Source organism: Streptomyces sp. NPDC020422, from assembly GCF_044386705.1.
Taxonomy (GTDB): domain Bacteria; phylum Actinomycetota; class Actinomycetes; order Streptomycetales; family Streptomycetaceae; genus Streptomyces.
Genome location: NZ_JBIRVJ010000001.1, coordinates 32,292 through 53,038, shown reverse-complemented (window position 1 = coordinate 53,038; position 20,747 = coordinate 32,292). Strand labels below are relative to the sequence as shown.

The following is a 20,747-nucleotide window of genomic DNA, read 5'->3' as shown; positions in this document are numbered from 1 at the left end:
ACACCGGCGGCCCTGCGGGAGGCCTGTGAGGAATTTCGCTCCGGCCGACCGGTGTTCAGCCGCTCGCACCGGCGTCAGGAGCGGGCCAGCCGGGACGCGAGATAGGGCGCGGTGGCGCTGCGCCGGGCCCTCGCCACCTTGGCCGGCGGGCCCGCCGCGACCACCCGCCCGCCCGCGTCGCCGCCGCCCGGACCGAGGTCGATGACCCAGTCGGCGGTGGCGATCGTGTCCAGGTCGTGCTCGACCAGGACGACCGTGTTGCCGGCGTCGACGAGCCGGTGCAGCTGTCGCAGCAGGAGCGCGATGTCCGCGGGGTGCAGGCCGGCCGTCGGCTCGTCGAGCAGGTAGAGCGCGTGCCCGCGGCGGGCCCGCTGCAGTTCGGTGGCCAGTTTGATGCGTTGCGCCTCACCGCCGCTGAGTTCCGTCGCGGGCTGGCCCAGTCGCAGGTACCCCAGTCCCACCTCGCGCAGCGTCTCCAGGCTGCGGGAGGCGGCGGGGACGTCGGACAGGAACCCGGCGGCGGCGTCGACGGACAGCGCCAGCACTTCCGCGATGTTCTTGCCGCGGTGGGTGACTTCCAGCGTTTCGGCGTTGTACCGGGCGCCTTCGCAGGTCGGACAGGGCGCGTAGGTGCCGGGCAGGAACAGCAGCTCCACCGCGACGAATCCCTCGCCCTGGCAGGTCTCGCACCGCCCCTCGGGCACGTTGAAGGAGAACCGCCCGGCCGGGTAGCCGCGCGCCCTGGCCTCGTCCGTCGCCGCGTACAGCTTGCGCACCGCGTCGAACATCCCGGTGTACGTGGCCAGGTTGGACCGGGGCGTTCGGCCGATGGGCCGTTGGTCGACCCGGACCAGGCGGTCGAACGACTCGACCCCCGACGCGCCCTGGACGTCGACCTCCAGCTGCGCCTCGTCGGGCTCCTCGGGTGCGAGTCCGAGGTGGGCGCGGACGACCTCGGCGAGCACCTGTGTCACCAGGGTCGACTTCCCGGAACCCGACACGCCCGTCACCGCCGTCAGTACGCGCAGCGGTACGTCGACGGACACGTCGTGCAGGTTGTGCCGGGAGACGCCGCGCAGGTGCAGCCAGCCGTGGGGTGCGCGCGGGCGGCGATCGGGCGGCCGGGCGCGCCCGGACAGGTACCGGCCCGTGGCCGACTCCCCGACCTGCTCGAGACCGGCGACCGGGCCGCTGTAGAGCACGCGTCCGCCGCCCTCGCCCGCACCGGGACCGATGTCGACCACCCAGTCGGCCCGCCGGACCACATCCATGTCGTGTTCCACGACGAACAGCGAGTTGCCCGCCGCCTTCAGGCGGTCCAGCACCTCCAGCAGCGGCTCCGCGTCGGCCGGGTGCAGGCCCGCGGAGGGTTCGTCGAGGACGTAGACGACGCCGAACAGCCCCGAGCGCAGCTGGGTGGCGATCCGCAGGCGCTGCGCCTCGCCCGGCGACAGGGTCGTCGAGCGGCGCCCGAGGCTGAGATATCCCAGGCCCAGGTCGAGCAGTACCTCGATCCGCGCGACGAGATCGCGGCAGATCCGGACGGCGACCTCGGTCGTCTCCCCGGACCGGGCGGTCGACGTGGTGGCGTCGGCCTCGGACCGCCCCGCGACGGGCCGCAGCAGCGCCACGACCTCGGTGAGCGGCATCGCGTTGGTCTCGGCGATGGAACGTCCGGCGAAGGTGACGGCGAGTGCCTCGGGCCGCAGTCCGCTGCCGTGGCACGCGGGGCAGGGCACGCTCCTGACGAACCGCAGCGCCCGTTCGCGCATCCTCTCGCTCTTGGAGTCGGCGAGGACGTGCATGACGTGCTTGCGGGCGCTCCAGAACGTGCCCTGGTAGCCGTAGTCGACGCGGCCCTCCTCCGGCTCGATGTACACGGAGGGCTGCTCGTCCGTGTAGAGCAGCCAGTCCCGGTCCTTCTTCCTGAGCCTGCGCCACGGCCGGTCGATGTCGATCCCCAGCCCGCTCACGACGCTGCGCAGATTGGCGCCCTGCCAGGCGCCGGGCCAGGCGGCGATCGCCCCCTCGCGGATGCTCAGCGTGGGATCCGGGACGAGCAGGTCCTCGGCGACGTCGTGCACGACGCCCAGTCCGTGGCACTCCGGGCAGGCCCCGGCCGCGGTGTTGGGGGAGAACGACTCGGCTTCCAGCCGTGCGGCCCGGGGCGGATAGGTGCCGGCGCGGGAGTACAGCATGCGCAGCAGATTCGACAGCGTGGTGAGGGTTCCGACCGTCGAGCGCGAGCCGGGCGAACCGCGTCGCTGCTGCAGGGCCACGGCCGGCGGCAGCCCGGTGATCTCCTGGACGTGCGGTGCGCCGACCTGTTGCAGCAGCCGTCGGGCGTACGGTGCCACGGACTCGAAGTAGCGCCGCTGCGCCTCCGCGTAGAGCGTGCCGAACGCGAGCGAGGACTTGCCCGAGCCGGAGACGCCGGTGAAGGCGACCAGCGCGTCCCTCGGAACGTCGACATCGATGTTCCGCAGGTTGTTCTCACCGGCGCCCCGGACATGGACGAAGGGGTCGGTCGCGTCCTCGTTCACCGTTCCTGGTTACCCGATCGCACCGGGAACCGCGCGACGGGGGCCGTCCCGGGCCCCGCGATCGTCGCGGGTGGTCCCCGTCGGAGAGGTGCCGGCGATCGGTGGCCGCCCGGGGCCGGGGCCGCTGACCGGTCGGTGCGTGGTTGTTTCGCCCCGGGGGTGCCGGGCAGTCGCCCGGCGCGCCGCCGGAGCGCCGAAGCTCCGCCTGGCGGGTCGGTGGCGGCAGCACCGTTCCATCCGAACCGGGTGGACGGCTCGTAGAGGCGTGCCGGAGGCGCGGACTCCCTCGTGGCCCTTTCCGGGGGTCGGGCCCTTTGGCGCCGTCTCGTCATCGCCGTGCCGCGGTCATGCCGCGACACCGAGGGAAGTCATCATGAAGGCAGCGGTATACGAAGGACCGCGAACGGTCGCGGTGAGGGACGTACCGGACGCGAGGATCGAGCACCCCTGCGACATCATCGTCAAGATCACCACCACCAACATCTGCGGTTCGGACCTGCACATGTACGAGGGGCGCACCTCGTTCGAGTCCGGCCGTGCCATGGGACACGAGAACATGGGCGAGGTGGTGGAGGTCGGCTCGGCCGTCCGCAAGGTCCAGGTCGGCGAGTACGTGGTCCTGCCCTTCAACATCGCCTGCGGCTTCTGCAAGCAGTGCGAGCGGGGTCTGACCAACTACTGCCTGACCATGCAGCCGGAACCCGCCCTCGCGGGAGCCGCCTACGGATTCGCCGACATGGGCCCCTACCAGGGCGGCCAGGCGGAGCTGCTGCGCGTGCCCTACGGGGACTTCAACGCGCTGCGCCTGGGCGAGGACGCCGCCGAGCGGCAGACCGACTACGTGATGCTCGCCGACATCTTCCCCACCGGCTATCACGCCACCGAGATGGCCCACGTCAAGCCGGGCGACCAGACCATCGTCTTCGGGGCAGGTCCCGTCGGGCTGATGGCGGCCTACTCCGCCCTCCTCAAGGGCGCCGGCCGCGTCTGGGTGGCCGACCACCATCCCGACCGGCTGGGCAAGGCGGAGGAGATCGGTGCCATCCCGATCAACACCGCCGAGCAGGACCCGGCGGAGGTCGTCAAGGAGGCCACCCTCGGTCTGGGCGCCGACAACGGCTGCGAATGCGTCGGCTATCAGGCCCACGACCCCCAGGGACAGGAGGACGCGAGCCTGACGCTCAACGGTCTGATCGATTCGGTCAGGTTCACGGGCGACATCGGGGTGGTGGGCGTGTTCCTGCCCGAGGACCCCGGCGGCGCGGAGGCCCAGGGCGAGCTGGAGGCCCAGGGCAAGGTCCCGATCGACTTCGGCATGATGTGGTTCAAGGGCCAGCGCATGGGCACGGGGCAGGCTCCGGTGAAGAAGTACAACCGGGCGCTGCGGGATCTGATCGTCGGAGGGAGGGCGAAGCCGAGCTTCGTCGTCTCCCACGAGCTCAGCCTGGACGAGGCCCCCACCGCCTACGAGCACTTCGACGCCCGTGACGAGGGCTGGACCAAGGTGGTCCTGCATCCGAACGGACACGGTGACGGCCACCAGGGTTAGGAGGTCCGGGGCCGCGTTCGCTCCGCCGGGCGATCGTCGGTGCGGCCGGTCCCCTGCAGGTCACTCGGAACGGCCCGGGCCCCGCGTTCGCTCCGCCGGGCGATCGTCGGTGCGGCCGGTCCCCTGCAGGTCACTCGGAAGGGCCCGGGCCCCGCGTTCGGGACCCGGGCCGGTGGTTCAGCGGTTGGGCTCCTGCATGGTGACGCAGTGGGCACCGCCGCCGCCGTTGCCGTAGAGGTTGTCGAGGTTGAGCTGGACGACGGGGCGGCCGTATGCGGCGGCGATGGCCGATTTGGCCGCCGCGTCCTTGGCGGTGTCGCCGAACTGGGTGGTGATGATCGCCTGGTTGGTGACCGTCCAGTTCATGTAGGAGCTGAGGAAGTCGGCCCGCTTGCCTGCCTGGATGCGGGGCAGGGTGTCGGGTCCTTCGATGGTGAGCACCTGCAGTCGGCGGCCCCTGGCGTCGGTCGCGGCTGCCAGGGTGTCGCGGATGGCCTGGGCGTTGGCGGTCCAGACGTCCGGGCGTACGGCGCCGGCCAGTTGCACCATGACCACGCCGGGCCTGATGTAGCGGGCGGTTCCGTCGATGTGGCCGTCCGTGACGTCCTGGCCGGTGACGCCGGGCAGCCAGATCATCTTCGACGCGCCGAAGCGGGACAGCAGTTCCGCCTCGACCTGGCTCCGCGTCTTGCCGGGGTTGCGGTTGGGGTTCAGCCAACAGCTCTCGGTGGCCATCAGGGTGCCGTCGCCGTCGTACTCCACGCCGCCGCCCTCGCCGACCACGGAGGCCTTCGCGAAGGGGGCGCCGCTGTAGCCGGCGACCTTCGGCGCGACCGTGCGGTCCTTGTCGTAGGCGGAGGCGGGGAGGCCGTAGAAGGTCGTGGCGTTCTCGCCCCAGGCGTTGAAGTTGAGGCCGAAGGCGTCGAGGCCGCCCGCTCCGTCGACGCGGAACAGCGGGCCGGTGTCCCGCATCCAGCAGTCCGAGACCGGGATCGAGCCGAGCACGGTGACCGTGGAGCCGCACATGGTCCTGGCCTGCGAGGCGGCCGAGGAGCCGTCCGCGCACATGACGACGGGCTCGTACTTGGCGACCTCCTTGGCGAGCTTGGCGATGTCGGCCTGGATCTTGGGCAGGAGGTTGCCCCAGATCGTGTAGCTGGACGGCCAGGCCATCCAGGTCCGCTTGTGCGACTCGTCCTCACCGGGGACCCTCCAGGACGCGGCCAGGGCGGGCCGGCTCCCGCCGAGGACCGTTCCGGCCGCCAGGGCCGCCGCGGCCGCTCCGGTTCGGGCCAGGAGTCTTCTGCGACTGATGCCCGGTCGTTCGCCGTCGTGCTCTGTGTTCACGTGGTGCTCCTTCTCTCAAAGGTTCTGTACGTGCGGGCGGGGGTTGCTCTGCGGGGTGCTCTCAGTGGAGGGGGTCCAGCAGTCCCTCCTCTCGGACCAACCGGCGTTCGGTGGCCAGGTCGAGGCTTCGGGCGAAGGCCCAGTAGAGGCCGCCGGCCACCGGGAGGCCGACGAGGACCGAGCAGTCGACGCCGCCGAGGAGCTCCGCGGCGGGTCCGACGAAGAGGCCGGTGATGACCATGAAGGGGGCCATGCAGGCCAGTCCGATCAGGTAGGCGAGGTTCCCTCGCCAGCCCCAGCGTCCGTAGATCCCGCGCGGGTTGAAGATCTCCTTGACGACGTACTGGCCGCGCCGGACGAAGAAGAAGTCGACCAGGTTGATGGCCGTCCACGGGATGAACAGGTACGTCAGGACCACCACCACGTGGGCGAAGAACCAGTTGAACTGGTCGATGCCGACGAGGGTGGAGACCGTCCCGACGGCGGCGAGCATGATCCCGATCGTGGCGACGCGGATGGTCCGGGTCGGCTTGACCGGCCGGAACGAGTCGACGATGGAGATCATCGTGAGGCTGCCGCCGTACTGGTTGATCGCCATGATGGAGAGCAGCCCGACCAGCAGCACGACGACCGCGATCGTGCCGAACCCGCCGAACAGCCGGTCGGCCGAGAGCTTCAGGGCGGTGACCGGGTCGGTGCCCTCGGGGGCGCCGGCCGAGACCACGGCGCCGAGGACGAAGACCCAGATCCCGGAGACGGCACTGGGCAGGTAGGTCCACCAGAAGGTGCTGCGCACGGGGACGTCGGGTCTGAGGTAGCGCGAGTAGTCCGAGACGTACGGTGCCCAGCCCAGCTGGAAGCCGGCGACGAAGACGAACACGAGCATGAACGGCGCGAGTTCGAACGGCCCCGCGTTCCAGGCGTCGTCCGGCAGTCCTCCGCCGGACAGGGCGGCGACCGTGACGGCCGCGGTGATCACGACGAAGGGCCAGGTGAGCCACGTGTTGAGCTTGTGGATCCAGTCGTATCCGAAGAGGGCGATCACGGTCGCCACCGCGGCGGCGAGGAGATAGCCGAGGGTGTGGGGCACTCCGGTGAGCAGGTTCACGGCCTGGCCGGACAGCAGGGCGTCGGACGTGTTGAAGGCCACGTAGTTGACCAGGGCGAACACCCACACCGTGAGCGCTGCCCCCAGATAGCCGAACTGCGGCCGCGACTGCACGAGTTGGGGCAGTCCCAGCTGGGGCCCCTGGGCGGAGTGGAACGCCATGAAGAAGGTGCCGAAGAGCGAGCCGAGGACGGTGGCGACCACCGTCCACACGAGGGAGGCCCCCAGGGACAGCGTCACGACGCCGGTCGCCAGACCGGTGAGGTTGAGGCTGCCGACGAACCAGATGGCCCCGACGCTCGACGGTTTGCCGTGCCGTTCCGACAGGGGCACCCAGTCGATCGAGTGCTGCTCGATCCCCGCGGCGGGGGCGGGATCGTACGTCGGCGGTTCAACTGGCCCCATGTGGGCTCCTGTTCACGGGTGCTTCGACGAATCCGCCGGCGCCCGGAAATCCCGGGGCGCCGTTCGGGTGCGCCTACCGTAGGGATTGACTTAAATTTCAGTCAATGCCTTGGGCGAACGAATTGACGAGAATTTCAGCCGGGTCGTCCCCAGGCGGCGGGGTGATGCGGAGGATGCCGCCGCCGGAGCCGGGACGGCCGGCTGTCAGAGCGCCCTGCGGGCGGCGGCGATCGCTTCGGGGGCCCAGCCGGGGCGGGGTACGGATTCCAGGAGGAGCCGGGTGTAGGGGTGTCGGGGGGCGGCGAGCACCTCGGCCGTGGGGCCCGCCTCGACGACACGGCCCCGCCGCATCACGATGACGTCGTCGGTGACGCAGCGGACGACGCCGAGGTCATGGGTGATGAACAGGTAGCCGATCCCGGTCTCCTCGCGGATGTCGGCGAGCAGGTTGAGGATCTGCGCCTGTACGGAGACGTCGAGGGCGGCGACCGCCTCGTCCAGGACGAGGACGGCCGGCTCGACGGCGAGGGCGCGGGCGATGGCGACGCGTTGGCGCTGGCCGCCGGAGAGCCGGCGGGGCCGCGCCTCGGCGGCCCGGGTGCCCAGACCGACCTGGTCGAGGAGCTCCCGGACCCGCCGGTCGTGGTCGGCGCCGGGGAAGTGCAGGCGCAGGGTCTCGCGCAGGACCTGTTCGACGCTGGTCCTCGGGTCGAGGGAGAGGTACGGGTCCTGGAAGACCATCTGGACCTCGCGCGCCCGCGCCAGACGCCGGGCCCGGCCGCGACTCCGCGCGCCGCGGGCCCGGCCGCGTACCCGGATCTCTCCCTCGTCGGCCTGTTCGAGACCGACGACGATCCGGGCCGTGGTGGTCTTGCCGGAGCCGGACTCGCCCACGATGCCCAGGGACCCGCCCTCGGGGAGTGCGAAGGACACGTCGTCGACGGCGCGGACGCCGCCGAAGGCGCGGTGGAGGCCGACGGCTTCCAGGACGTTATCGGGCATCGGCGGGACTCTCCGTGAGACGGTCGCTGTGGTGGCACGCGGCCTGGTGCGCCGGCCGGCCCGGTGCGGCCGTCGGCTCGGGTGCCTGCTGCGCGCAGACCTCCGTGGCGAGGGGGCAGCGGGCGGCGAACGGGCAGCCGGGCAGTTCCCGGCGCAGGTCGGGGGGCTGTCCTTCGATGGCGGCGAGCCTCCCCCGCGGTCCTTCGAGGCGGGGGGTGGAGGCGAGCAGCGCCGCGGTGTACGGGTGCCGGGGCCGGGCGAAGAGCGCTTCGGCGGGACCGCTCTCGGCGATCCTGCCGGCGTACATGACGTAGACGCGGTCGCTGATGGCGGCGGCGAGGTCGAGGTCGTGCGTGACCAAGAGCAGTCCGGTGCGGAAGCGTGCGCGCAGTTCGGCCAGGAGGGCGATGACCTCGGCCTGCGTGGTGACGTCGAGCGCCGTGGTGGGCTCGTCCGCGAGGAGCAGCTCGGGGTCTCCCATGAGCGCGGCGGCGATCACCACCCGTTGCAGCATGCCGCCGGAGACCTGGCCGGGGTACTGGTGCAGGGCCGAGTCGTCCAGGCCGACCGCCCGCAGGAGTTCGGTGGCGCGGGCGGTGGCGTCCGCCCGGTTCATGCCGCCGGCCAGGGTGACGCTCTCGGTGAGGAAGTCGCCGATGCGGCGGAGGGGGTTGAGGGCGGCGCGGGGGTCCTGGAAGACCATGGCGACGGTGTCGGTGCGCAGAGCGCGCAGCTGCTCGCCCCGCATGGCGAGCACATCGTGTCCGAGCACACGGACCCGGCCCTCGACGACGGCCCCGGGAGGCAGCAGCCCGAGCGCGCTGCGCGAGGTGAGGGTCTTGCCGGATCCGGACTCGCCGACCAGGGCGACGGTCTCACCTGCGGCGACGTGCAGGTCGACGCCGTCGAGGACGGGCCGGGCCGTGCCGGGCAGGGTGATCCGCAGTTTTCGGACGTCCAGGGTGTACGGGGAAGTCATCGGTCTCTCCTGGCGACGCGGTCGGCCCAGCGCTCTCCGACGACGTTGAAGGCGACGACGGTGAGCACGATGGACACGCTGGGCAGCACCGCCGAGAGCGGGTAGCCCTGCTGGATGGCGGTCTGGCCGTCGAAGACCATGCGGCCCCAGTCGGGGGTGAGCGCGGGGATGCCGAGTCCCAGGAAGGACAGGCCGGCGAGGTCCATCAGCGCGTAGCCGAAGTTGATGGTGGACTGGGCGAGGACGACGGGGGCGATGTTGGGCAGGATGTGGCGCAGGCCGATCTGGAGGGCCGAGTGCCCCTGGACCTGGTAGGCGCTGACGTAGGGGCGTTTTCGTTCGGCCAGGACGAGGGAGCGGGTCAGCCGGCTGACGTACGGCAGGTAGGCGAGGGAGAGCGCGACGACCGGGGCGAGGAGCCCCTCGCCGTGGATCGAGATGACGAGGATCGCGAGCAGCATGCCGGGGAAGGCGAAGACGAGTTCGCTGCTGCGCGAGAGGACGGAGTCGAGCCAGCCGCCCCGCCAGCCCGCGGCCATGCCGACCGCGATGCCGGCGAGGGTGGAGAAGGCGACGACGCCGAGCGGGCCGAGCAGCGAGGTGCGGGCGCCGAGGAGCAGCCGGGAGAGGGTGTCGCGTCCGGCGGCGTCGGCCCCGAGCGGATGCTCCGGGGAGGGCCCGGCCAGCGCGTTGCCGAGGTCGACGGCGTTGGGGTCGTGCGGCACGAGCCACGGCGCGAGGAGCGCGGCGGCCGTGACGAGGGCGACGAGGCCGAGGCAGGCAAGGTGGAGCGGGGACCGGGCGGTGCGGATCTTCGCGAGGCCGGGCCTGCGGGTCAGGACGGCGGTCATACGGAGGAACTCCTCGATCCGAGGGTGATCCGCGGGTCGACCAGCGGCAGCAGGAGGTCGACGATGAGGTTCACGATCATGAACAGGGCGACGATGACCAGCGAGATGGCCTGGACCGTCGGGAAGTCCTTGGTCGAAGTGGACAGTTCGAGGAGCTGGCCGATGCCGCCGATGCCGAAGGCGCTCTCCACGAGGATCGTGCAGACCAGCAGCGTCGAGACGATCAGACCGCCGGTGGTGAGGACGGTTCCCAGCGAGTTGCGGAAGACGTGCCGGCGGATGACCTGGCGCTCGGGGACGCCGCGGCTGCGGGCGACCGTGACGTGCTCGCTGTCGAGGGCCTCCAGCATGGCCGAACGGGTGACCCGCGCGAGCATGCCGATCAGGTACAGGGCGAGGGCGATCGCGGGCAGGGTGAGGTGCCATACCCGATCGAGGAAGCCGTCGCCGGAACCGCTGCTGGGGAACCAGCCGAGGTGGACGGCGAAGAGCCCCTGGAGGAGGACGGCCGCGACGAAGGAGGGGGTGCCGACGGCGAGCGTGGTGCCGACCAGGACGGCCGAGTCGGTGGCGCCGCCGCGTACGGCGGCGACCCGTCCCAGGACGAGGCCGACCACGACGACCACGGCCAGGGCCATCACCACGAGGAGCAGCGTGGTGGGCAGGCGGTCGGCCAGGAGCCGGGAGACGTCCGTGCGGTAGGTGATCGACCGCCCGAAGTCGCCGTGGACGATGTCGCCGAGCCAGCGCAGGTAGCGGACGAGGAAGGGGTCGTCCAGGTGGTATTGGGCGTTGATCGCGGCGAGGGCCTCCGGCGAGGCCGAGCGGCCCGAGAGCAGGAAGCCGGCCGGGTTGCCCGGCGCCAGGTACATGGCGCCGAAGACGACGAACGAAGCGCACAGCAGGGTGAGCGCCATCTCCGCGAGGCGCCGCCCGGCGAATCTCGTGAAGCTCACCGCGCGGCCCCCACGCCGGCGGCCCACGGGTGGTACATGTACGCGATGGTGGTGGGGGCGCCGGTGATCCTCTTGTTGAGGAAGACCGCGGTGGGCCACTCGGCGACCGGGATCCACGGGAGCTGCTCCGCCACCCGCTTCTGCATCTCCGCCTCGATCCTCATCCGCCGCTCCGGCGCGTACGCTCCGGTGGCCTCGTCGACGAGTGCGTCGTAGCCCTTGTCGCTGTATCCGGCGAAGTTCATGTAGGCGCCGGTCCTGAAGTTCTGCAGCAGGTCCAGCGGGTCGGTGATCGAGTCGTAGTAGGTGAGCGGGAACATGTCGATGCCCTCGCGCGCCTTCGGGTCGGTGAACAGCGCCGTGAAGGCGTTGGGGGCGATCGTCTTCAGGTTGATCCTCAGTCCGATCTGCGTGCCGGCGGCCTGGATCGCGGTGGCGAGGAGCGAGACGTCCTGGCCGATGGAGCTGGTGGCCACGGTCAGGGACTGGCCCGTGGCGCCGGCCTCCTTGATCAGCGCCCTGGCCTTCTCGATGTCCCGGGTGGTCGGCGGCAGTCCGTCGAAGGCGGCCCGCCGGGTCCGCTCCGAGGCTCCGGCCCAGGCGGCACGGGTGGTGAGCGAGGAGGTGACGGTGCCGGCGCCGCCGAGTCCGGCCCTGACGAACCCGGACCGGTCCAGGGCCAGGGAGAGCGCCCTGCGGACCCGGAGGTCGCCGAGCGGACCCGTCATGTTGGTGATGTTGACGTTGACCGTGCTGAGACCCTCGCCGAACCAGAGGGTGCCGACGCCGCTGTTCCTGAGGCGGTCGTAGCTCTCGGTGGGGATCAGGTAGCCGCCGTCGATCTCACCGCTGAGCATGGCGTTGGTGCGGGCCGAGGGGTCGGTCAGGATCCGGAAGACGGCCTTCTTCGCCTTGGCCTTCGTGCCCCAGTAGCCGTCGAAGCGCTCCAGTTCGATCGACTGGCCCTTGCTCCACGTGCCGAGCGTGAACGGGCCGGTGCAGGCGAGGTCTCCGGTGGTGCCGTAGTCCTTGCCCGCCGCCTTGACGCCCGCCTTGGAGGCGACGACGCCCGCGGCGGTGGCCATGTACTGGGGGAACTGGGAGTCGGGCTTCTTGAGCTTGACGGTGACCTGGAGCGGACCGGTCTTCGTTATGGAGGTGACGTTCCGGAAGACCTGGGCCCAGGCGGCGGCGTTCTTCGGGTCCCGCTGCCGGCCGAGGCTGTAGACCACGTCGTCGGCGGTCATCACCTTGCCGTCGTGGAAGCGGACGTCCGCGCGCAGGTCGTAGACCCAGGTGACGGGGTCGGGGTTCGAGGCCTTCCGGGCCAGGCCGGGCTGCACGGTGAGCCCTGGTGTCCAGCGCATCAGGCTCTCGCACACATTGGACAGGACGGTGTTCTGCGGGTAGTCGAACGCGGCCGTGTAGTCGAGGGTGGGCGGCTCGGCGTAGACGGCCCAGGTGAAGGAGTCGATCTCGCCGCGGGCCGGAGGCGTGGAGGCGGAGAGCCCCACTCCTGCGCCGGCACTGCCCGTGCCGCTCCTCGGCGGACCCGAACAGGCCGCGAGCAGGGCGAGCGAGGACAGGACCGCGGTCGCGGCGGCGATCCGTCCGCGACGGCGGGAGGGCCCCCTGGGGCCCTGGACGGGGGAGGTCGTCATCGGCGCGCTGTCTTTCCGTGAGGGGAGCGGAGGGGGTGACGGGCCGCCGGGCCGGCCCGTCAGGAGCGGCGGATCCGCTGCTACGCGGCGGAAGGACGTGCGGCGGGGATCTGCTGGGTGATGCAGTGCACGCCCCCTCCGCCGAACGCGATCGCGATGGCCTGCACCGGGACGACCTTGCGGCCCGGGTACGCCGAGGCGATCACCGCGAGCGCGGCATCGTCCTGGGGCACGCCCGCCACCGGGACGACGACGCCGCCGTTGGCCACGTAGTAGTTCAGGTACGACACCTCGACCGCTCCGTCCGGCAGCTCGACGAACGCGGTCTGGGGAACGTCGATGATCTCCAGTCGGCGGCCGCGGGCGTCCCGGGTCGATTCGAGGACCGCGCGGTTGGCCCGCATCCGGGCGTAGTCCGGGTGCTCGGGGTCGTCGGGCAGGGAGACCACCACGGTGCCCGGAGCGGCGAAGGCGCAGACACCGTCGACGTGCCCGTCGGTCTCCGTGTCCAGCAGGCCGCCGTACGGCAGCCATACAACCTTGCGGACGCCGAGCCGGGATTTCAGCTCGGCCTCGATCTCGTCCCGGTTCATACCGGGATTCCGGTTGGGATGCAGGAGACACTGCTCGGTCGTGATCAGCGTTCCCTCGCCGTCGACCGTGATCGCCCCGCCCTCCAGGATCATGTCGGAGGGGATGCGCTCGACGCCGAGGTGCTCCAGGAGGAGGCCGCTGACCCGGTCGTCGGAGTCGTAGGGGCTGTGCTTGCGGCCCCAGGCGTTGAAACGGAAGTCCACCGCGGCGCGGTTGCCGTCGCCGTCGAGGACGAACAGCGGCGCCGAGTCCCGGAACCACGAGTCGTCGTGGGCCAGCTCCACCACGGTGATCCGCTGACCGCACCTGCGCCTGGCCTCCTCACCGTGGCCGGGCGGCGCGACCATGGTCACGGGCTCGAACTCGGCGATGGCGCGCGCGACGTTCGCGTACTCCTCCTTGACGTCGTCCAGCACGCTGCCCCACAGGTCCGTACGGACGGGCCAGGCCATCAGGCACCCCTCGTGTTCGGACCACTCGGCAGGCATACGGAATGCAGTCATCACGGGTCTCTCTTCGTTTCGCCAGAAGTACCCGTCGGCGGCGGCCGGCTCGGCCAGGCGGAGGCGCGGGGACGGGTATGCGGTGTGAACAGCATCCTCCATCCGACTGAATTTTCAGTCAATACTGGAGGCATGCCTTTCTCGGTTCCCTCGGTGGGAGGGATCAGAGGAAGTACAGACGGCTCAAGGACACCTGGTGCGCCGGCTCGGAGCGCATGGGAGTGCCGTCCAGGGTCACGAGACCGCTGCGCGGGTCCACGTCCACCTGCCCGAGGCGGGCGTTGTGGACCAGGTCGGCAGGTCCGATGCCCCGGGTCCCCCGTACGGCCACACGCCTGCGCCGTGTGCCCAGCGCGTCGTACGGCGAGCCGACCGCTCCCGACTCGGCGGCGGCGCGGCTGACGAAGGCGACGGACAACTCGGCCGGAGCGGCGCCGTGGGCGCCGAAGAGGGGGCCGAGGACGAGTGGTTCGCAGGTGTCGGTGGCGGCGTTCGGGTCGCCGGTCACCCCGTAGGCGGGGAAGCCGTTCTTGATGACCATCTGCGGCTTCGCGCCGAAGAACTCGGGCCGCCACAGCACGATGTCGGCCATCTTCCCGACCTCGATCGAGCCGATCTCGTGGGCGAGGCCGTGGGCGATGGCCGGGTTGATGGTCAGCTTGGCCATGTAGCGGAGCACACGGGCGTTGTCGTCGTGGGCGCCGTCGCCCTCCATGGGGCCGAGCTCGGCCTTCATCTTCCCGGCCATGGCGAAGGTCCGCCGGACGGTCTCGCCGGCGCGGCCCATGCCCTGGGCGTCGGAGGAGGTGATGCCGATCGCGCCGAGGTCGTGCAGGACGTCCTCCGCGCCCATCGTCCCGGCCCGGATCCGGTCCCGCGCCATCGCCGCGTCGCCGGGCAGGTCCGTCTTCAGGTCGTGGACGGAGACGATCATCCCGTAGTGCTCGGCGACCGCGTCGCGGCCGAAGGGGAGCGTGGGGTTGGTCGAGGAGCCGATGACGTTCGGCACGCCCGCCATCTTCAGGACGTTGGGGACGTGCCCGCCGCCGCAGCCCTCGATGTGGAAGGCGTGGATCGTCCGGCCCTCCAGGACCTTGAGGGTGTCCTCGACCGACAGGCACTCGTTGAGGCCGTCGCTGTGCAGGGCGACCTGCACGTCGTGTTCCTCGGCCACCCGCAGCGCGGTGTCCAGGGCCCGGGTGTGGGCACCCATGTCCTCGTGGACCTTGAAGCCGGACGCCCCGCCCTCGGCGAGCGCCTCGACCAGCGGCGCCGGGTCCGAGGAGGAGCCGCGCGCCAGGAAGCCGATGTTCACCGGCCACGCGTCGAAGGCGTCGAACCCGAGTTTCAGGGCCCAGGGCGAGTTGACGCCGACGCCCCAACTCGGCCCGATCTCCTGGCCGATGACGGTGGTGACGCCGGAGGCGAGGGACGCCTCCATGATCCGGGGAGAGAGCAGGTGGACGTGGGTGTCGATCGCGCCGGCGGTGGCGATGAGCCCCTCCCCCGGGATCATCGTCGTGCCGGTGCCGACGACGACGTCGACGCCGTCGAGGGTGTCCGGGTTGCCGGCCCTCCCGATGGCGTGGATCCGGCCCTCGCGGATGCCGATCGACACCTTGCGGATGCCCTGCACGGCGTCGATCACCAGCACGTTGCTGATCACGACGTCGCAGGTCTCGCGGACCGCGGCGGCCTTGAGGTGCAGACCGTCCCGCGCGGTCTTGCCGAAGCCGGCCAGGAACTCGTCACCCGGCTTCTGCGCGTCCGACTCCACCCGTACGACGAGCCCCGAGTCACCGAGCCGGACCCGGTCCCCCGCGCGGGGCCCGTGCACGGAGGCGTACTCGTGCGGGTCGATGTGCCGGCTGCTGCCGGGCACGCAGTGGTCGCCGTGTCTGGTGGGCCTGCTCATCGCCGCGCCCCTTCCGTTCCGAGATAGCCGCAGGCGGCGGCGCGCTTCAGGGCCTCGGCCTTCACGCCGGGCGCGTCGAGCGGGCCGTCGACCAGGCCCGCGAAGCCGATGGCGATCCTGTCGCCCCCCATCGGCACGAGTCCGACCTCCACGACGGCACCGGGGTCGAACCGGGTGGAGGAGCCGGCCGGGGCCGCCAGCCGCATCCCGTAGGCGGCGGCCCGGTCGAAGTCGAGGCGCGGGTTGGCTTCGAAGAAGTGGAAGTGCGAGGTCACGCTGACCGGCACCGAGGCCGTGTTGCGCACGCGCAGAGTGACCGCCGGTTCCGGCTCCGGCAGGGTGTCCCGGTGAGGCAGGACGGCCCCGGGTGCACCGTCGCCGTGCACGACCTCGCCGAAGGGAGCGCTGATGACGGCCAGCCGGGTGCCGTCGTCGAACACCGCCTCGACCTGGATCTCCGTCACGACGTCGGTGACGCCGGGGAGCACGTCGTCCGGGCCGAGGGCGGAGCGGGCCGCCTCGATCGCCTCGGCGAGTCGCTTGCCGTCGCGGGCCGCTTCGCAGACCGTGTCCGCGATGAGCGCGGTCGCCTCCGGCACGTTGAGCCGCAGCCCTCGCTCCAGCCGGGTCCGGGCGAGCTGAGCGGCGGTGAAGAGGAGGAGCCGGTCGCGCTCGGTGGGGGTCAGGGGCATGGCGCCGCCTGTCTGAAGGGCCTGGTCGCACGCAAGGTGATCCCTTTCCTTTCCGCACGATGTCGGGGGTGGAGGTGGGTGGTGGAGGGAATTCACTGTCGCACTGACTGAAATATCAGTCAATACTGCGGAGCTGGTTCGCCCCGGAAGACCCGGCCGCCCGGTCAGGTCCCGGTGTACACCTCGGTGAGGTAGGGGCGCGTGATCCGCCCACGCGCGTCGAAGGCGCGCTCGACTCGGCGCGCATCTCCCAGGAGGAACCCGGTCAGGGACGGTCCAGCCGCTCGATCTCGGCGTCGATGGCGTCGCCCATCAGGGTCCGGGCGTGGGCGATCTGGAGCGTACCGCTGAGCCAGCGCATGCTCAGGCCCTCCAGGAGGGCGGTGAGCCGCTCGGCGGCGGCCTCGAGGGCGGTTGCCGAGGCCGCCGGCCGGACCTCGCCCAACAGGGCCGCCACCTCCTGCACCCAGACCCGGGTGGCCCGCGTCAGGTCTTCGCGCAGCACCTCGTCGAAGACGGCGCTGGCCCGCAACTCGCCCCAGGCGGTGCTGTTCTCCCTGACCTCGGTCGAGTCCTGGAGTTCGAGGAGGAGGGTCTGCTCCAGCTCCTCGCGCGGGCTGAGCGGCTCGGCATCCGGGTCGCGGTGGGTCGTGTAGCGCTCGGCGCGGTCGCTGATGAACTCCAGCGTCTTGCGCAGGATCCCGGCGCGGTCCTTGAAGTGGTAGTAGATCAGCGCGGTGGACACGCCCGCCTCGGCGGCGAGCTCCTCCACGCGCAGGCCTCGGACCCCGCGCCGGGCGATCACCCGGGCGGCCGCTTCGAGGAGCTGAGTGCTGCGAGACGCCATGGCCCAAACCTTACCGGGCCCGTCCCGGCAAGAGGATCACGGCCCTGCCGGGGCAGCGCTCCTCGAGGGGCCGGTCGCCGCCGGTGGACGGCGACCGGCGGTTCGTCCGGTGCCGCCCCGTCAGACGGCCGGGGGGACGGCGGGCTGGGACTGGGTGGCGCAGTGGATTCCGCCACCGCCGGTCGCGATGTTGTCGATGTCGAGCTGGACGACGGTCCGGCCGGGGTAGGCGGCCGCGAGGATGGCGGAGGCCACGCCGTCGGCGTGGTCGTCGCCGAACTGGGGGACGAGTACGGCGCCGTTGGCGGTGTAGTAGTTGGTGTAGCTGGACAGGAAGGCGCTGCCCCTGTTCTTGCCGCGGATGCGGCCGCGGTCCGGACCGGGGAGTTCGGTGACGGTCAGGGGACGGCCCTGTGCGTCGGTGGCGCTCAGCAGGATCCGCTTGGTCTCGTTGTAGACGGCCACCCACTTGGGGTCGGTACCGGGTCCCGGCTGGTCGAGGATGACGCGTCCCGGTGCGACGAAGCGGGCCAGGCAGTCGATGTGGCAGTCGGTGATGTCCTGACCCGCGAGTCCGGGCACCCAGATCACCTTGTCGATGCCGAGTGCCGACTTCATCGCCTGTTCGACCTGGTCCTGGCTCATCCCCGGGTTGCGGTTGGCGTTGACGAGCGAGCTGACGGTGGCCAGCAGGGTGCCCTGGCCGTCGGTCTCCAGGGAGCCGCCCTCGCCGACGAACGGGGCCTGGATCCTGTCGACTCCGTAGCGGCCCAGCAGCGTCGCGGCCGCGGCGGCGTCGTTGGCGTAGGGCTGGTAGTAGCTCGTGCCGGTCTTGCCCCAGCCGTTGAAATTGGTGTCCACACCTGCGACGGCACCGGGGGCCACCAGGAAGGTCGGGCCGAAGTCGCGGATCCAGAGGTCGTCGTTGGGTATCTCGACGACCTCGATGCCGTGATAGGCGCCGGCTCCGCACTCGTACCGCGCGTCGGCCGCCTGCTCGGGACGGGCGATCACCACGACGGGCTCGTAACGGGAGATCGCGTCGGCCACCCGCGCGATGTCACGGCGGACGCCGGTGAGGTACGGGGACCAGACCGAGGACAGCGCCGGCCAGGCCATGAAGGTGCGCACGTGGCGGTCGTGCTCCGCGGGCATCCGCAGCGTGGCGCCGGAAGCGCTGGTGGCGGCGCGCGCTGCCGCGGGCAGCGCCGCTCCGAGGGCCGCGAGCGGCAGGGCCGCCGCTCCGAGCTGGAGCAGTCGGCGTCGGGACGTCGTGGACGTGTTCATGGAACTCCTACCTGAGGGGAGGGGGGTGTGCACGGATCGTTCCGCAGACTGAAAATTCAGTCAATGGTCTCTTCAGGACCATGCCTGCCGATCGCGGCGACTAACGGTCGCTGCGGTAACGCTCGAACGCGGCCGTGACCGGGCCGCCTCCGGCCCGGGCCTCTATCAGCCGTACGACGGCGATGCTCTTCCCGTCGGAGCTACGGACGCAGAAGGGGCGCCCGTCGGCCACGTCCGCGAAGGCGATCCGGGTGACCGGTTCCGTGTCGATGCCCCGCACGCAGTCGGCGGGGCCGAGCTCGTCCGTCGCGGAGACGAAGGCGTCGCCGTCCTCCGGGAGGACGAACTCCGAGCGGTCACGCGCCAGGTACCAGGCGGCCGTGTCCGCGGGAACGACCTTCCCGGACTTCAGGTCGAATTCGTAGGAGGCGTCGGGAGAGGTCAGCTCCACCTCCCCGCCGACGGACGCATAGGAGTCGGCCGGTGGATACGACGGGCCGGACCCGGCGTCGCCCCCGGCCGGCGCGACGAGGAAGCGGACTGCGCCACCCGCCGCCACGAGGCTCGCGAGCGCGGCGAGGACCGCCAGGACCAGGCGGCGACTCCCCTTCCGTGCCCGCCGGCGCGAGGCGGGTGCGGCCGGGGAGGCGCTCCCGGCCCGCGGCGGCAGATGCGCCGGGGTCGGGGCCGCAGCCGGGGCCGCAGCCGGAGCCGGGGCCGTGAGGGTGGGCTGAGCGTGGACGGGCGCCGGGCGTACCGCCCGTCCCGCCACCTCGCTGCCCACCGACTGGGGCAGCCAGCCCTCGGCGAACTCCGGGCGGGGCCCGACCAGCGGATGGGCGTGAACGGCGGCGATGAGTTCCCCCGTCGCGGGGCGGTCCTCCGGCCGTTTGGCCAGGCACCGGGCCAGCAGGTCACGCAGCTCGTGCGGCACGCGGGCGAGGTCGGGCTGCTCGTGGACCACCCGGTACAGGGCGGCCGACTCCGGCCCCGCCCCGAAGGGAGCCTCGCCGCTCGCCACGTACGCGATGAGCGCGCCGAGCGCGAACACGTCGGTGGCCGCGGACACCGGCCGGCCGAGGGCCTGCTCGGGGGCCATGAACGCCGCCGTGCCGATGCTCAGGCCGGTCCCGGTCAGGGCGACGGCGTCGGCCGCGCGCGCGATGCCGAAGTCGATGACACGGGGCCCGTCCTCCGCGATCAGCACGTTGGCGGGCTTGAGGTCGCGATGGACGACGCCGGCACGATGGATCGCCTGAAGGGCCTCGGCGATGCCCGCCATGAGCATCAGCACCGTTCGCACCGGGAGCGGGCCGTGGCGCTGGACCACCTGCTGGAGGGACGGCCCGGGAATGTAGGCGGTGGCGAGCCACGGGGTCGGCGCGTCCACGCCCGAGGCGACCACCTGCGCGGTGAACAGGCCGTGGATGCGCTCGGCGCTGGCCACCTCCTGGGCGAACCTCAGGCGGAACTCGGGGTCCCCCGCGAACTCCTCCCTCACCGCCTTCAGCGCGATCGGACGACCGCCGGGGGTGTGCGCCAGGTACACCACGCCCATGCCGCCCGCTCCCAGCCGGGCCTGGAGGCGGTAGCCGCCGATCTCTCGCGGGTCGTCGGCCGTCAGCGCCGCGTGAGCAGGCTGTGCACCAGGAAGCTGAGCGGACATGCGGTGGCTCTTTCGACGAGGTGGAACGGACGACGTACCGGCTGACGCGGTGACGCGACTGACGCATAGTGGCTCTAACTAAAGATTCAGTCAATATGCGACACTGCTGGTTCAGACCACAGAGGAGGGGATCACGTGGCGAGGGATCGCCGAGGAGCCATCTTGGAAGGTGCCGCCCGAGTCATCGCGCGGCGGGGAGTGCGCGGGCTGCGCATGGAGGAGCTGGCGACCGAGGCCGGGGTGTCCACCGCCCTGATCTACTACCACTTCAAGGACCGGGCCGGCGTTCTGCGCCACACCCTGGAGTTCATCAGCGACCGGGCCGACCGCTACACGTCCGACGACGGCGCCGCCGGACCGTACGACGCCCGACAGGAACTGGAGCAGTCCCTGCTGCTGGAGTTCCAGAACCTCCCGGAGGTCCGCGAGAACAGCACCGCCTGGGGGGAGCTGCGGGCCAGCGCGATCTTCGAGCACGAGTTGCGCGGAGATCTCGCCAGAGCCACGCTGACCTGGATCCACGATGTCGCGGACCTGCTGGGCCGCATCCGGCCGTCGGCTCCCGCACCTGCCCTCACGGCGGCCGCGGAGAGGCTCACCGGCCTCCTGGAAGGCCTCAGCACCCGCTGGCTGAGCGGCGCCCTGCCGCTGGAGCACGCTCGCGAACTGGTGAAGGAGGCGGTCTCCATCGAGGTCGAACGACTGGACCGCTGACAGCGGACGCGCGAGGGGGTCCCCCGGAGGGGCGACCGCGCCCGGCGGGACACCCACACCGACTTGACTGAATTTTCAGTCAATGCCAGGGTGAGGGCCACACCCTCGGCCCCCCATGGTTCGCCGTC

16 protein-coding genes are annotated in these 20,747 nt (G+C 71.6%); 2 read left to right on the top strand and 14 right to left on the bottom strand.

The window, feature by feature from the left end; all coding sequences use genetic code 11:
* Nucleotides 1-74: 74 nt before the first annotated feature.
* Nucleotides 75-2,543 carry an excinuclease ABC subunit UvrA gene (gene uvrA / locus ACH414_RS00230; protein ID WP_391767987.1) on the bottom strand — a complete coding sequence of 823 codons (2,469 nt, stop codon included), beginning with the start codon at nt 2,541-2,543 and terminating at the stop codon, nt 75-77.
* A 373-nt stretch (nt 2,544-2,916) separates the two neighbouring features.
* On the opposite strand from uvrA, the gene ACH414_RS00225 reads away from it, so the two are divergent.
* The gene (locus ACH414_RS00225; RefSeq protein WP_382545238.1) at nt 2,917-4,092 is read left to right on the top strand and encodes a glutathione-independent formaldehyde dehydrogenase; all 1,176 of its coding nucleotides are present in this window, start codon (nt 2,917-2,919) and stop codon (nt 4,090-4,092) included.
* A gap of 177 nt (nt 4,093-4,269) precedes the next feature.
* Here the strand turns inward: ACH414_RS00225 and ACH414_RS00220 are convergent, their stop codons facing one another.
* The 13 genes from ACH414_RS00220 to ACH414_RS00160 form a co-directional block, all read right to left on the bottom strand.
* A complete protein-coding gene (locus ACH414_RS00220) occupies nt 4,270-5,439 on the bottom strand; it encodes an agmatine/peptidylarginine deiminase (protein ID WP_398940422.1) in 1,170 nt (389 codons plus the stop codon).
* Nucleotides 5,440-5,500: 61 nt separating this feature from the next.
* On the bottom strand, nt 5,501-6,952 hold the full coding sequence (locus tag ACH414_RS00215; RefSeq protein ID WP_386561503.1) for a purine-cytosine permease family protein: 1,452 nt from the start codon (nt 6,950-6,952) through the stop codon (nt 5,501-5,503).
* Nucleotides 6,953-7,156: 204 nt separating this feature from the next.
* Nucleotides 7,157-7,954, bottom strand: a complete 798-nt coding sequence (locus ACH414_RS00210; protein WP_382545247.1) for an ABC transporter ATP-binding protein — start codon at nt 7,952-7,954, stop codon at nt 7,157-7,159.
* Entirely contained in the window at nt 7,944-8,933 is a 990-nt protein-coding gene (locus ACH414_RS00205) for an ABC transporter ATP-binding protein (protein ID WP_398940421.1), read from the bottom strand. Before ACH414_RS00205 ends, ACH414_RS00210 begins: the two co-directional genes overlap by 11 nt.
* Nucleotides 8,930-9,784, bottom strand: coding sequence for an ABC transporter permease (locus ACH414_RS00200; RefSeq protein WP_386561500.1), 855 nt, complete (start codon nt 9,782-9,784; stop codon nt 8,930-8,932). Before ACH414_RS00200 ends, ACH414_RS00205 begins: the two co-directional genes overlap by 4 nt.
* A complete protein-coding gene (locus ACH414_RS00195) occupies nt 9,781-10,740 on the bottom strand; it encodes an ABC transporter permease (RefSeq protein WP_386561498.1) in 960 nt (319 codons plus the stop codon). Before ACH414_RS00195 ends, ACH414_RS00200 begins: the two co-directional genes overlap by 4 nt.
* Entirely contained in the window at nt 10,737-12,401 is a 1,665-nt protein-coding gene (locus ACH414_RS00190) for an ABC transporter substrate-binding protein (RefSeq protein WP_398940420.1), read from the bottom strand. The genes ACH414_RS00195 and ACH414_RS00190 overlap by 4 nt, the downstream gene beginning before the upstream one ends.
* An 80-nt stretch (nt 12,402-12,481) precedes the next feature.
* Nucleotides 12,482-13,483, bottom strand: coding sequence for an agmatine/peptidylarginine deiminase (locus tag ACH414_RS00185; RefSeq protein WP_398940746.1), 1,002 nt, complete (start codon nt 13,481-13,483; stop codon nt 12,482-12,484).
* 178 nt (nt 13,484-13,661) lie between these two features.
* Nucleotides 13,662-15,413 carry an urease subunit alpha gene (locus tag ACH414_RS00180; RefSeq protein ID WP_382545265.1) on the bottom strand — a complete coding sequence of 584 codons (1,752 nt, stop codon included), beginning with the start codon at nt 15,411-15,413 and terminating at the stop codon, nt 13,662-13,664.
* Nucleotides 15,410-16,105 carry an urease subunit gamma gene (gene ureA / locus ACH414_RS00175; protein ID WP_382545268.1) on the bottom strand — a complete coding sequence of 232 codons (696 nt, stop codon included), beginning with the start codon at nt 16,103-16,105 and terminating at the stop codon, nt 15,410-15,412. Before ureA ends, ACH414_RS00180 begins: the two co-directional genes overlap by 4 nt.
* A gap of 265 nt (nt 16,106-16,370) precedes the next feature.
* On the bottom strand, nt 16,371-16,952 hold the full coding sequence (locus ACH414_RS00170) for a TetR/AcrR family transcriptional regulator (protein ID WP_386561492.1): 582 nt from the start codon (nt 16,950-16,952) through the stop codon (nt 16,371-16,373).
* A 120-nt stretch (nt 16,953-17,072) separates the two neighbouring features.
* On the bottom strand, nt 17,073-18,239 hold the full coding sequence (locus ACH414_RS00165; protein ID WP_398940419.1) for an agmatine/peptidylarginine deiminase: 1,167 nt from the start codon (nt 18,237-18,239) through the stop codon (nt 17,073-17,075).
* Between the two features lie 100 nt (nt 18,240-18,339).
* Nucleotides 18,340-19,905, bottom strand: coding sequence for a serine/threonine-protein kinase (locus ACH414_RS00160; RefSeq protein WP_398940418.1), 1,566 nt, complete (start codon nt 19,903-19,905; stop codon nt 18,340-18,342).
* Nucleotides 19,906-20,067: 162 nt separating this feature from the next.
* On the opposite strand from ACH414_RS00160, the gene ACH414_RS00155 reads away from it, so the two are divergent.
* Nucleotides 20,068-20,619: a TetR/AcrR family transcriptional regulator gene (locus ACH414_RS00155; RefSeq protein ID WP_398940417.1), complete on the top strand. Its 552-nt coding sequence runs from the start codon at nt 20,068-20,070 to the stop codon at nt 20,617-20,619.
* Nucleotides 20,620-20,747: the final 128 nt, after the last annotated feature.